This is a genomic window from Afifella sp. H1R, from assembly GCF_021462425.1.
Taxonomy (GTDB): Bacteria; Pseudomonadota; Alphaproteobacteria; order Rhizobiales; family Afifellaceae; genus Afifella; species Afifella aestuarii.
This window is the reverse complement of record NZ_JAKEDY010000001.1, coordinates 2,458,837-2,471,581: the sequence shown is the minus strand read 5'-3', so window position 1 is coordinate 2,471,581 and position 12,745 is coordinate 2,458,837. Positions and strand designations below refer to the sequence as shown.

Annotated in this window: 11 protein-coding genes and 1 tRNA gene; 7 read left to right on the top strand and 5 right to left on the bottom strand. The window is 65.6% G+C overall.

What is annotated here, in order from left to right; genetic code table 11:
* From L0F51_RS11640 to aroA, 3 genes are all read right to left on the bottom strand, one after another.
* Window positions 1-490: S1 RNA-binding domain-containing protein (locus tag L0F51_RS11640; RefSeq protein ID WP_234629279.1), on the bottom strand; the 490-nt coding region annotated here is incomplete at its 3' end.
* A gap of 187 nt (window positions 491-677) precedes the next feature.
* Entirely contained in the window at window positions 678-1,337 is a 660-nt protein-coding gene (gene cmk / locus L0F51_RS11635; protein WP_234629278.1) for a (d)CMP kinase, read from the bottom strand.
* Entirely contained in the window at window positions 1,334-2,683 is a 1,350-nt protein-coding gene (aroA, locus tag L0F51_RS11630) for a 3-phosphoshikimate 1-carboxyvinyltransferase (protein WP_234629277.1), read from the bottom strand. Before aroA ends, cmk begins: the two co-directional genes overlap by 4 nt.
* Before the next feature lie 220 nt (window positions 2,684-2,903).
* Between aroA and L0F51_RS11625 the strand changes: the two genes are divergently transcribed.
* From L0F51_RS11625 to L0F51_RS11605, 5 genes are all read left to right on the top strand, one after another.
* The gene (locus tag L0F51_RS11625) at window positions 2,904-3,344 is read left to right on the top strand and encodes a TIGR02300 family protein (protein WP_234629276.1); all 441 of its coding nucleotides are present in this window, start codon (window positions 2,904-2,906) and stop codon (window positions 3,342-3,344) included.
* A gap of 168 nt (window positions 3,345-3,512) precedes the next feature.
* A tRNA-Ala gene (locus tag L0F51_RS11620) sits at window positions 3,513-3,588 on the top strand.
* 224 nt (window positions 3,589-3,812) lie between these two features.
* On the top strand, window positions 3,813-5,399 hold the full coding sequence (locus L0F51_RS11615) for an ABC-F family ATP-binding cassette domain-containing protein (protein ID WP_234629275.1): 1,587 nt from the start codon (window positions 3,813-3,815) through the stop codon (window positions 5,397-5,399).
* Between the two features lie 63 nt (window positions 5,400-5,462).
* Window positions 5,463-5,990: an AAA family ATPase gene (locus L0F51_RS11610; protein WP_234629420.1), complete on the top strand. Its 528-nt coding sequence runs from the start codon at window positions 5,463-5,465 to the stop codon at window positions 5,988-5,990.
* Window positions 5,991-6,353: 363 nt separating this feature from the next.
* Window positions 6,354-7,829 carry a PAS domain-containing methyl-accepting chemotaxis protein gene (locus L0F51_RS11605; RefSeq protein WP_234629274.1) on the top strand — a complete coding sequence of 492 codons (1,476 nt, stop codon included), beginning with the start codon at window positions 6,354-6,356 and terminating at the stop codon, window positions 7,827-7,829.
* An 8-nt stretch (window positions 7,830-7,837) separates the two neighbouring features.
* Here L0F51_RS11605 and hutC read toward each other — a convergent pair whose 3' ends face one another.
* Together hutC and L0F51_RS11595 are read right to left on the bottom strand one after the other, a co-directional pair.
* Entirely contained in the window at window positions 7,838-8,569 is a 732-nt protein-coding gene (gene hutC, locus L0F51_RS11600) for a histidine utilization repressor (protein ID WP_234629273.1), read from the bottom strand.
* Entirely contained in the window at window positions 8,566-9,918 is a 1,353-nt protein-coding gene (locus L0F51_RS11595; protein ID WP_234629272.1) for a formimidoylglutamate deiminase, read from the bottom strand. The genes hutC and L0F51_RS11595 overlap by 4 nt, the downstream gene beginning before the upstream one ends.
* Window positions 9,919-9,977: 59 nt before the next feature.
* On the opposite strand from L0F51_RS11595, the gene hutI reads away from it, so the two are divergent.
* Window positions 9,978-11,207, top strand: a complete 1,230-nt coding sequence (gene hutI, locus L0F51_RS11590) for an imidazolonepropionase (RefSeq protein ID WP_370642356.1) — start codon at window positions 9,978-9,980, stop codon at window positions 11,205-11,207.
* Entirely contained in the window at window positions 11,204-12,745 is a 1,542-nt protein-coding gene (hutH, locus tag L0F51_RS11585; protein WP_234629271.1) for a histidine ammonia-lyase, read from the top strand. The genes hutI and hutH overlap by 4 nt, the downstream gene beginning before the upstream one ends.

Sequence of the window (12,745 nt, the reverse complement as noted above, 5' to 3'; positions counted from 1 at the left end):
GCTGCGGCGTCTGCATCAGCGGGCCGACATCCTTCACCGGGCGCACATCGACCTGCGAACGCGGCAGGAACGCCACGGCGCCGTCGAGATCGACGGTGAAACCGCCCTTCACCTGGTTGAAAATGGTGCCCTGAACGGTGTCGTTCTTCTCGAAGCTCTCTTCAAGACGGACCCAGCTCTCCTCGCGACGCGCCTTTTCGCGCGACAGCATGGCCTCGCCGAGCGCGTTTTCCACGCGCTCCAGATAGACCTCGACCCGGTCGCCCGGCTTCAACTCGCCGTCGCGGCCACGCACGCCGAATTCCTTCAGCGGCACCCGGCCTTCGACTTTCAGGCCGACATCGATAACGGCCATGTCCTTTTCGATGGCGACCACAGTCCCATCGACAACCGTGCCTTCCTGGACATCGGCGTCGGCAAAGGATTGTTCGAGTAGGGCCGCAAAATCTTCACGGCTCGGCTGCGGGGCAGCCTGTTGCATACTGGCCATTCATGCTCCTGTTAGGGCCCGCGTCTTCGGGCGGCTCGCGGCTCGCCTGCGGGTCACAGCGCCATCGGTTCGTGTTGCTCTGGCCGTCTCTTCCCCCGCATCGAAGCGGTTGGCGCATCGGGACGAAACGGCGCGGTTCCCCCACGCGCCGTCTTCACGATCTCCAGATAGCCCTAAAGGCACACCCTCAAGAAGGGCATGCCTCGCTGCGGGCCGAAACGGCTCGATCAATAATCGCGACAGCTGCGCGGAATGCCGCTTCTATAGTCATTGCGCTGGTATCGATCAAGTGGGCGTCGTCTGCGGGACGCAGCGGCGAATCAGCTCGCTGCATGTCGCGCGCGTCGCGTCGCTTCAGATCTTCAAGCACGGCTTCGTAGTCGACATCCTGTCCTCGGCCGCGCAGTTCGTCGGTGCGGCGGCGGGCCCGTTCCTCGGGCTTTGCCGTCACGAAAAGCTTGGCAGCGGCATCGGGGCAGACGACCGTTCCGATGTCGCGTCCGTCGAGGACGGCGCCGGGCAGCTCGGCCGCGAAGTGCCGCTGGCGGTCGACGAGGGCGCGGCGGAGCTCGCCCATGACGGCGATCTTCGAGGCCGCCTCGCCGATATCGTGCGCGGCAAGGCGGTCGCGCTCCATCGTCGACAGATCGAGCCGGGACGCTGCAGCGACGGCCGCGGCGACATCCGGCTCGTCCTCGCCCGAGGCGAGAAGCTCGGCCGCCACGGCGCGGTAGGTGAGGCCCGTGTCGAGATGGCGCAGGCCGTAATGCGCGGCGAGCCGGCGCGCGAGCGTTCCCTTGCCGGAAGCGGCGGGGCCGTCGATGGCGATGATGAGAGGCGTACTCATGAGAGGGCCACCTCCTGATCCTTGAGGTCGGCGCCGAGCTTTCGCAAAGTCTCCTCGAAATTCGGGAAGCTCGTCGCGATCATGTTGGCGTCGTCGACGGTCACCGGCTTGTCGGCCACGAGGCCCAGAACGAGGAAGCTCATGGCGATGCGGTGATCGAGATGGGTGGTGACGGTGGCGCCGCCCGGAACCGCTCCCCCGGTGACGGCGAGGCTCGCCTCGCCCTCTTCGCAGGTGACGCCGTTCGCCGCGAGGCCGGCGGCGACGGCGGCAAGGCGATCGGATTCCTTGACGCGCAATTCCTCAAGCCCGTGCATGACGGTCGTTCCTTCGGCGCAGGCGGCGGCGATGGCAAGGATCGGATATTCGTCGATCATCGAGGGCGCGCGTTCGGCCGGGACCGTGACGCCTTTGAGACGCGAGGTGCGGGCGCGCACGTCGCCCAGGCGCTCGCCCCCGGTCTCGCGCTCGTTCTCGATCGACAGGTCGGCGCCCATGTCCCGAAGCACCTGCAGGAGGCCGGTGCGGCGCTCGTTGAGGAGAACGCCTTCCACGACGATATCGGAATCGGGGCAGATGAGGCCGGCGACGATCAAAAAGGCGGCGGAGCTCGGATCCGACGGGACTTCGATCGGCTGCGGCTTGAGCTCGGGCAGTCCTTGAAGGCGGATCACCGCTTCGCCCGAGGCCGTCGTCTTCACCTCGATATCGGCGCCGAAGCCTTTGAGCATCTTTTCGGTGTGGTCGCGCGTCGGCACCGGTTCGATCACCGTCGTGGTGCCGGCGATGTTGAGGCCGGCGAGAAGGACGGCCGATTTCACCTGCGCCGACGGGACGGGAACGCGGTACTCGATCGGCGCCATCGGGGAGGCGCCTTTGAGCGTCAAAGGCAGACGGTCGCCGGAGCGGGCGATCACCTCGACGCCCATTTCCCGCAACGGATCGAGGATGCGGCCCATCGGCCGGCGCGACAAAGAGGCATCGCCGAGGAAGGTCGTGGCGAAGGGATGGGCGCCGGCAAGCGCCATGGTGAGGCGCGCACCGGTGCCGGCATTGCCGAAGTCGAGCGCCGTCTCGGGCTCCAGAAAGCCGCCGGTGCCGAGGCCGTGGACGCTCCATTCGCCTCTCGAATGCCGCTCGACCTTGGCGCCGAAGCTGCGCATCGCGGCGGCCGTGGCGAGAACATCGGCCGCTTCCAGCAGGCCCGTGATCCTGGTCTCGCCGAGAGCGAGCGCGCCGAACATCAAGGAGCGGTGCGAGATCGACTTGTCGCCCGGCACCGTGACGCGGCCCGAAAGGCTGGAGGAGGCGCGTGCCGTCGACGGGCGTGGAACGGCTTCCGACATGGGCGATGTCCTCATATGATGCTGCGACAAGGTGGTCTCGCGGATGCTTTCCGGAGCGCTTTGGGGGCATGCCCCGGCGCCCTCCCGTTAGCATCCTCCCCGGCGGGGGTCATCCCCGCGGGCGCCCCGCGCGAGACAGATGCACAGAGAAGGCGTTTGACAGGGGCAGCACCGGCCGGTAGTGGGACCGCGATTTTCTGACATTCGAGGATTAGCCGACGTGGCCAAGCCAGAACTTGGAACCAAACGCGTTTGCCAGGAATGCGGCACCAAGTATTACGACCTCAATCGTGATCCTATTGTGTGCCCGCATTGCGGTACCGTCTATGAGCTGTCCGCCCGCGAAAAGGCGGCAGAAGCGGCCGCGGCCGAGCAGGAGGAAGAGGTCGAGGACGTCGTCGAAGCGGAAGACGATGAGGAGGATGAGGACGTGGATGTCGTCTCCCTCGAAGAGGCCGAGGACGAGGAAGAAGGCGAGACGAGCGATTCGAAGTCTTCCGACGACGACGACAGCGATGACGACGACGTTCCGGAGATCGACGACGACGGGTTGGAGATCGACAACGACGACGACGATGACGCCTTCCTCGACGACGACGAAGACGAGGATGAGGACGTCTCCGACATCCTCGGTGACGTCGACGAAGACGAGGAGCGCTGAGGCGCTGCAAAATTCGCGTTTTTCGGGACTTGCAAAACGGCAAAGTCGCGCATAGTTTCCGCCCGCTTCGGTCGGAGGGCATTCGCTCCCCGGCCGAACAAGGTTCCCGCCTCCAAGGCGGCAGCCTGAAGGCCGATCTCCTCGATTGATCGGTCGTTCCCAAAGAATGGGGCCGTAGCTCAGTTGGGAGAGCGCGTGAATGGCATTCACGAGGTCAGGGGTTCGATTCCCCTCGGCTCCACCATTTTTCGATGTGATTCTCTTTCAAGCGCTTCATCGCCTCCGCTCCTGCCGCATCGGCCGCGCGGCCAGTATCTGTGAGAATCCCCCCGAGCGTTCTCGGGCATATCGATGGCGGGCCTTGCCGTTTTTCGCCCGCTTGATGTCGACAGGACAGGAGCCGCTTCGACATGGACAGAAATCTCGCCGTTTTCGCCCTTCCGATCTCGCTGCGAGAAGTGTCTTTCCATGTCCGTGTTTCTCACCCTTTCCGATCTTTCCTGGTCCACGCCTGACGGCGCGCCGCTTTTCAGCGATGTTCATCTGAGATTTGGCCGCGAGCGCGTCGGCCTCGTCGGGCGCAACGGCATCGGCAAGACGACCCTTCTGCGGCTCATTGCCGGCGAACTGCGTCCCACAACGGGTCATATCGACGTCCATGGCACGATCGGTTTGATGCGCCAGGAGATGGCGGTCGCGGGCGGCGCGACCATCGCGGGCTTTTTCGGTGCGGGCGCGGCCGTGGACCTGATCGATCGCGCCGAGGCTGGCCTTGCCGGCGTCGACGAGCTTGGTCACGCCGATTGGACGATTTCGGAGCGCATCAGGACGGCACTCTCCCGCTGCGGTCTCGACGCCGATCCGCGCACGCCGCTTGCGGCGCTCTCAGGAGGCGAGCGGACGCGTGTCGCCCTTGCCGCTCTGATCTTCGAGGCGCCCGATTTCCTGCTTCTCGACGAGCCGACGAACAATCTCGACCGTGCGGGGCGGCAGGCGGTGATCGAGCTCATCCGCGGCTGGGGGAGCGGCGCCATCATCGTCAGCCACGACCGCGAGCTTCTGGAAGAGATGGATGCGATCGTGGAGCTGTCGCAACTCGGAGCGGTGCGCTACGGCGGCAATTACAGCGCCTTCAGGGAGCAGAAGGCCGCGGAATCTGAGGCCGCCGAGCGCGAGCTGGCGGATGCGGAGAAAACTCTCGCCGAAGCGCGGCGACGGGCGCAGCAGGCGGCGGAGCGCAAGGCGCGCACGGACAGCCGGGGACGAAAGGCCCGCGCCAGGAAAGACCAGCCGAAAATTCTGATGGATGCGGCAAAGGAGCGGGCCGAGGCGACAGGCGGGGCACATGCGCGTCTGCGCGATGCACGGCTTCAGACGGCGAAGGACGCGCTTGCTGCGGCGCGGGCGTCTGTCGAGATCCTGCGGCCCTTGTCGATGGAGCTTGCGCCGACTGGTCTGCCCCGCGGCAAGACCGTCTTGCGGGTCGATGCGGTGGCCGGCGGGTATGAGCGGGCGAGGCCGGTCATTCGCGATTTCTCCCTGATGATCGCCGGGCCTGAGCGTGTCGCCATAACGGGCCCGAACGGCTGTGGCAAAACCACGCTGATCAAATTGATCACCGGGCGGCTCGAACCGCTAAGCGGTCATGTCGATCTTTGCGTGCCGTTTGCGTTTCTCGACCAGCATGTGAGCCTGCTGCGTCCAGACCTCTCGTTGCGGGAGAATTTCCGCCGCCTGAACCCGGAGGCGGACGAGAACCAATGTCGCGCGGCCCTGGCGCGGTTTCGGTTTCGGGCGGAAGATGCGCTGCAGGAGGCGGGGAGCCTGAGCGGGGGCGAGCGCCTGCGCGCCGGTCTCGCCTGCACCATCGGCCAGGCCGAGCCGCCCGGCCTTCTCGTTCTGGACGAGCCGACGAACCACCTCGATTTCGATGCGCTTCAAGCCCTCGAGAGCGCGCTTCAGGCCTATGACGGCGCGCTCATCGTCGTCAGCCACGACACGGCATTCCTTGCACGCCTCGGCCTCGACCGGGTGGTGGCGCTCGGCGGAGGCTGAGCGATCGCGCGGGGTGCGGCGCCGATAATATTCGAAGAGAAGGAGAGAGTTTTGGCCGACCATATGTACGTGGTGACCGGCGGCCCCGGCTCGGGGAAAACCGCGCTCATCGAAGCTCTCGCGGCGGCGGGGCTGCGCACCATGCCGGAGGCGGGACGCGCGATCATCCAGGATCAGGTTCAAATCGGCGGATCCGCTCTGCCCTGGGCGGACCGGAGTGCCTTTGCCGAGCTCATGCTCTCCTGGGAATTGCGCTCCCACCGCGAGGCGCTTGCCATCGCCGGCCCGCTGGTGATGGATCGTGGCGTGCCGGACGTGATGGGCTATCTGCGGCTTTGCGGTCTTCGCGTTCCCGATCATGTGCGGAAGGCGGCCGAGCTCTACCGATACAACTCGCGGGTTTTTCTCGCGCCCTGGTGGCCTGAGATCTTCGCGCAGGATGCGGAGCGCAAGCAGGATGCCGCAGAAGCGCAGGAAACCGGCGCGGTGATGGAGAGAACCTATCTGGAGCTCGGCTACGAGGTCGTGCACCTGCCTTACGCCAGCATCGAGGACCGTGCGGCCTTCGTGCTCGAACGCGTGGCGGCGTGACGGCGGCGGCGTGACGGCGGCGGGTTTTCGCAAGCGCGCCGGCCTTTGAGGCGCAGCGTTCGAGCCGAAGGGTCGTTCCCGCTTTCGTGCGATCGTCTTGGCTGGGTTTTCTCGCTCGGGTCCGCTCTCCGTGCCGTGCCGACAGGCTTGTCTGGCGTCTCCCGGGCACAAGAAGAATGACCAGTTTTGAAATCACGCGGAAAGGCTGGGGAGTTCTGTAAGAAGGATTCTCGAGCCTATTAGAAGTTTTGCGTGTGTGCGCGATGCAAGCTGTGCGCAAGGTATTCGATATATTCGCCGTCGATCTTCTACATCTTTATGCGCGCCTTGGTCGGAAGCGCTGAGGGGGGTCTTGGGGAGACTATGCTGCGTTCTACCAAAGCCAAGAATGCCGAACTGATCGTGGAGGCTCTCGATCGTTCGCTCGCCATCATCGAATTTACGCCGAGTGGAGAGATCCTCACGGCCAATCGAAACTTCCTCGATTGTGTCGGCTATGAACTCAGCGAGATCGTCGGGAGACATCATTCGATGTTTGTCGATTCGATCTATCGGCAGAGCGAGGCGTACGAGCATTTCTGGCGCGATCTGGCGGCCGGCAAATTCATTCAGTCGGAGTTCAAGCGTGTCGGCAAGTCGGGCGCGCGTATCTGGCTGCAGGCGACCTACAATCCCGTCGTGTCGAAGGGAAAGGTCGTCAAGATCGTCAAACTGGCGACCGACATCACCGAAAAGAAGCTGCAGACGGAGACCGATGCGGCGTGGCTCTCCGCCCTCAACCGCTCACAAGCGGTCATTCAATTCGATCTCTTCGGGACGATCGTCCACGCCAATGCGAATTTCCTGGAGGCGACCGGTTATTCTCTGGAGGAGATCGTCGGCAAGCATCACTCGATGTTCCTGGATGCCCAGGAGCGCGAGAGCGCGGATTATCGCCAGTTCTGGAAAGCGCTGCGCAAGGGTGAATTTCAGGCGGCCGAATACCGCCGCTTCGGCAAGGGCGGCCGAGAGATCTGGATCCAGGCGACCTACAATCCGATTTTCGACGAGAATGGCGACGTGTGCGGCGTGGTGAAATTCGCCACCGAGACCAACCGGGTCAAGGAGCGGCTGGAGCGGGAAGCCATTCAGAAGTCAATCGACGTCGATCTGGAGGCGATCCTCAAGGAGATCACCGACGCCAGCCACCAGGCGACATCGGCCGCCAGTGCGTCCACGCAGACCTCCACCAACGTCCAGGCCGTCGCTTCGGGCGCCGAAGAGTTCGCCGCCTCGATCGCGGACATCAGCCGGCAGGTCGGCCATGCGCTGGAGATCACGGCAGCCGCCGTCGGCAAGGGCGATCGCGCCAATTCCATCGTCGGCGGGCTGTCGGAAGTGACCCAGAGGATCGGCGACTTCGTCGGCCTCATCAACAGCATCGCCGCCCAGACGAACCTTCTTGCCCTCAATGCGACGATCGAGGCCGCGCGTGCCGGCGAGGCGGGCAAGGGTTTTGCCGTCGTCGCCTCCGAGGTGAAGCATCTCGCGGGTCAGACCGCCAAGGCGACGGACGACATCACCACGCAGATCGCGGCCGTTCAGGCGGTGACGGGCGAGGCGGCGGATGCGTTGAAGGAGATCACGGCGCTGGTCAGCGAGATCAACACCATCTCCATCAGCATCTCTTCGTCGATGGAGGAGCAGTCCGCCGTGACCCGCGATATGGCCTCGAATATGGAGACGGCGTCCTTCGGCGTTACCACGATCACAGACAACATGACCGCGATCGCGGCGGCGACGCAGGGGGTGCGAAACTCCACCTATCAGGTCCGCGAAGCCTCCCGGATGATTGCCTGACGATGTCTCTAGGCTCCCTGGCGGAAGCGGCCGGAGAGGATGTGGCTGGAGCCCGGATAGACGAAGTTGGCGAAGGTGATCATAGTCTTGCCGCGCCAGGTGCGGCGTTCGACGCTGAGGCAGGGCTCGTCATCGGCGATCTGAAGCAGACCGCCGGCCGTGCTGCCGGCGCGGATGGCAGCGATGCGGTGCTCGCCTTCGGTGTAGGAGACGTTTTCCAGCAGCCAGGGCCCCGGCGGAATATCCTCGAACGGGATGCCGCGGGCTTCCGGCACGATGGCGAGATTGATCCAGCGGTCTTCGAGCGCGGCGGGCTTCGAGCTTGCGAAATGCCGGCAATGGAGATGCAGGATCGGCGTTTCCGCCGCCACACCCGTTGCAAGGCTCATCGCCGCGGACACGCGCGCTTCCTGTCGCTGCATCAATTCGTAACCGTAGTTTTCGCCGCGGGCCTCGATTTCGTGACGGATGTCGCCGATCGAGGTGACGGCGTGTTCGCCGGCGCGCGGGGCGACAAAGCTGCCGACGCGGCGGCGGCGGGCGATCAGCCCCTGATCGGCAAGGGCCCTGAGCGCGCGGTTCACCGTCATGCGCGAGGCGCCAAACGTTTCCATCAGACTGACTTCCGGGGGAATGCGCTTTCCCGGCTGCCAGCTGCCTGAAAGGATCGGATCGGCGATCGCCCGGCGGATCTGGTCGTGCAGCGGGCCTTCGCCGTCGAGCTTCAACTCTGCCGTCATGAGACGAGCCGGCGCATCGTCTCGGCAAAACGCTCCCGGATTTCGGTGCGGGCGACGTGGCGGCCGGATTCCACCTTCTTCTCGCCACCGACATAGACATCGGCGATCGCGGCGGGACCGCCTGCAAAGATGTAGCTGTCGAGAAGGCGATCGTCCTCGCGTCCGACGAGGGTCGGATGGTCTTGGTCGAGGACCACGATATCGGCACGGCATCCGACTTCCAGACGACCGATCGGGCGGGCGAGCACCTGCGCCCCGCCTGCGGCGGCACCCTCGTAGAGGCGGCGGCCGGTGGAGAGGGCGGGTTCGCCGAGGACGTTTCTCGCGCGCTCCTTGAGGCGCTGCGAATATTCCAGCATGCGCAGTTCCTCGGCCGCGCTGATCAGGACGTTGCTGTCGCTGCCAACGCCGAAGGCGCCCGAGGCGGCCAGAAAACGGGTGCCGTCGAAAATGCCGTCGCCGAGGCTCGCTTCGGTGATCGGGCAAAGGCCCGCCACCGCCCCCGATCGCGCCAGGCCTTCGGTTTCTTTCGGCAGCATATGCGTGGCATGGACGAGGCACCAGCGGCGGTCGAGCGCCACATTGTCGAGGAGCCATTCGACGGGGCGGGCGCCAAGGGCCGCCTCGCATTCCTCGACCTCTTTCGTCTGTTCGGCGGCGTGGATGTGGAACGGGCCGGAGGGACAAAGCGCCAGAACGTCGTCGAACATCTCGGGCCTGATGGCACGCAGCGAATGTGGCGCGATGCCGAGTTGGGCATCCGGGAGCGTCGCAAGATGGGTGCGGGAGGCTTCGAGAAGCCGGGCGAAGCGTTCCGGGTCGTTGCCGAAGCGAAGCTGCGCCGGGCTCAGCGGTTCGCCGGCAAAGCCGTTCTCGCCATAAAAGACGGGGAGAAGCGTCAGGCCGATGCCGGTTGCGCGCGTCGCCTCGACGATGCGGCCGGCCATTTCGGCGATGTCGTCATAGGCGGTCCCGCCCGGCGCATGGTGGAGATAGTGAAATTCGCCGAGCGCCGTGAAGCCGGCTTCGAGCATTTCCACGCAGGCCTCCGCGGCGATCGCCTCCACATCGTCCGGCGTCAGGCGCTCCAGGAAGGAATACATCACCTCGCGCCAGGTCCAGAAGGAATCGGCTTTCTCGCCGCGCCGTTCGGCAAGCCCCGCCATGCCGCGCTGGAAGCAATGGCTGTGCAGGTTCGGCAGGCCGGGGAGGGCGACGCCGGAGGCCGGGCTGCCATCTCTTTGATCCGTCTCGATTTTTGCGATGGCGCCATCCTCGGCAACATCGATCGCAACATGGTCGGCCCAGCCTGTCGGCAACAGAGCCTTGTCGAAACGGAGCTTGATCATCGGCTTTATCCTCGCTAATCCTTATTTGTATAGACAAATGATGAGAGCGAGGGAAGAGCTTGGCTGAACCTGTCGATCGTCTCTGGCGCCATGCGCGCATCGCCACGCTGGAACCCGGGTCGGGCGCCGGATCGGGTGATGGCGCGCTCGGCATCATCGAAGGTGGCGCGCTCGCCGCGAAAGACGGCAAGATCGTCTTCGTCGGCCGCGAGAGCGACATGCCGGCCGTCGCCGCCCAAGAAACGATCGACTGCGAAGGCCGGTTCATTCTTCCGGGCCTCATCGACTGCCACACGCATCTCGTTCATGGCGGCAACCGCGCCGCGGAATGGGAAATGCGGCTGAAGGGCGAGAGCTACGAGGCGATCGCCAAGGCCGGCGGCGGCATCGTCTCCACCGTGTCCGCGACGCGGGCCGCTTCGGAAGACGATCTCGTCCAATCGGCGCTGCCGCGCCTCGATATGCTCCTCGCCGAGGGCGTGACGACGATCGAGGTGAAATCCGGCTACGGGCTCAATCCGGACGACGAAGTGAAGATGCTGCGGGCCGCAGGCCGGCTCGCGGAGCTCCGGGACGTCGATGTGGTCCGCACCTTCCTCGGCGCGCATGCGCTGCCGCCGGAGGCGGAGGGCGACAAGGACGCCTATATCGCTGAGGTCTGCGAGACGCAGCTGCCGCTCGTGGCAGCGGAAAAGCTCGCCGATGCGGTCGACGGCTTCTGCGAGGGGATCGCCTTTTCGCCGGAGCAGATCGCCAAAGTCTTCGACGCCGGCAACGGTTTCGGTCTGCCTCTGCGCCTCCATGCCGAACAGCTCTCCGATCTCGGCGGGGCGGCACTGGCCGCACGCTATGGCGCGCTCTCGGCCGACCATCTGGAATATCTGGGCGATGACGGCATTGCCGCGATGGCCAAGGCGAGCACGGTCGCCGTGCTTCTGCCCGGCGCCTATTACTTCCTGCGCGAAAAGCAGTCTCCGCCGGTCGCCGCCTTGCGCGCGGCGGGCGTGCCGATCGCGATCGCGACCGATTGCAACCCCGGCACCTCGCCGATGACCTCCCTCACGCTCACCATGAACATGGCCTGCACGCTCTTCCGTCTCACCCCGGAAGAGGCGATCGCCGGCGTTACCCGCGAAGCCGCGAAGGCCCTCGGGCGCGCGGCGCGGATCGGCACGCTGGCCGAAGGAAAGGACTGCGATCTTGCGATTTTCGACATCGAGCATCCGGCCGAGCTCGCCTACCGCATCGGCTTCAATCCGCTGTGGCAGCGTGTGAGGCAGGGACGATGACAAAGCTGACTTTGACGCCGGGTGCCGTCACCCTCGCCGAGCTTGAACGCCTTTACCGCGACGGTCTCGATGCCGAGCTCGACCGGGCCTGCCGCCCTGCGGTGGAAGCCTCGCAGGAGCAGGTGCAAAAGGCGGCCGCCGGCGAGGCTGCCGTCTATGGCATCAATACGGGCTTCGGAAAGCTCGCCTCGACGCGGATTGCCCCGGCGGACACGGCGCAGCTGCAGCGCAATCTCATCCTGTCGCATTGCTGCGGCGTGGGCGAGGCGCTGCCGGCGCCGATCGTGCGGCTGATGATGGCGCTGAAGCTCTTGTCGCTCGGACGCGGCGCGTCCGGCGTGCGCTGGGAGATCATCGCCTGTCTCGAAGACATGATGGCGAAGAACGTCGTTCCCGTGGTGCCGCGGCAGGGCTCGGTCGGCGCCTCCGGCGATCTGGCGCCGCTCGCCCATATGACGGCGGTGATGATCGGCGAGGGCGAGGCGGTCTATGACGGCGCGCGCATGGAAGGCGGCGCGGCGATGCGGGCGGCCGGGCTTCAGCCCGTCGTGCTCGGACCGAAGGAAGGCCTCGCGCTCATCAACGGCACGCAATGTTCGACCGCGATGGCGCTTGCGGGTCTCTTCGGTGCCTGGCGCGCGGGTCTCACCTCGCTGGTGACGGGCGCGCTTTCCACCGATGCGGCGATGGGGTCTGCCGCGCCCTTCCGCGAAGAAATGCACACGCTGCGCGGCCAGCCGGGACAGATCGCGGCGGCGGCGACGCTGCGGGCGCTGATGGCCGATTCCGAAATTCGCGAATCGCACCGCGAGGGCGACGAGCGTGTGCAGGACCCGTACTGCCTCAGATGTCAGCCGCAGGTCGCCGGTGCCTGTCTCGACCTTCTGCGCCAGGCCGGCAACACGCTCAGGATCGAGGCGAATGCCGCGACCGACAATCCGCTCGTGTTGACCGAGAGCGGGGACATCGTCTCGGGCGGCAATTTCCACGCCGAGCCGGTGGCGTTCGCGGCCGATCAGATCGCCCTTGCGATCGCCGAACTCGGCTCGATCGCGCAGCGGCGCATCGCCATGCTGGTCAATCCGACGCTCTCCTTCGGACTGCCGGCCTTCCTGACGCCGAAGCCCGGTTTGAATTCGGGCTTCATGATCGCCGAGGTGACGGCGGCGGCGCTGATGAGCGAGAACAAGCAGCGCGCCAATCCCTGTTCGACGGATTCCACGCCGACGAGTGCCGACCAGGAAGACCATGTCTCCATGGCCGCGCATGGGGCGCGGCGGCTCGGACCCATGAACCACAATCTTTCGCGCATCATCGGCATCGAATGGCTGGTGGCGGCGCAGGGCGTGGAGCTGCGTGCGCCGCTTCAGACCTCGCACGCTTTGCAAAAGGCGCTGGCGCGGCTGCGTGATGCGGTGCCGGCGCTCGACGATGATCGCTATCTTGCGCCCGATCTCGGTGCGGCGGCGGGCCTCGTGGAAGCGGGCGCGGCGCTTGCGGCATGCCGGGACGTGGCATTTCCCGATCTGGAGGCTTGA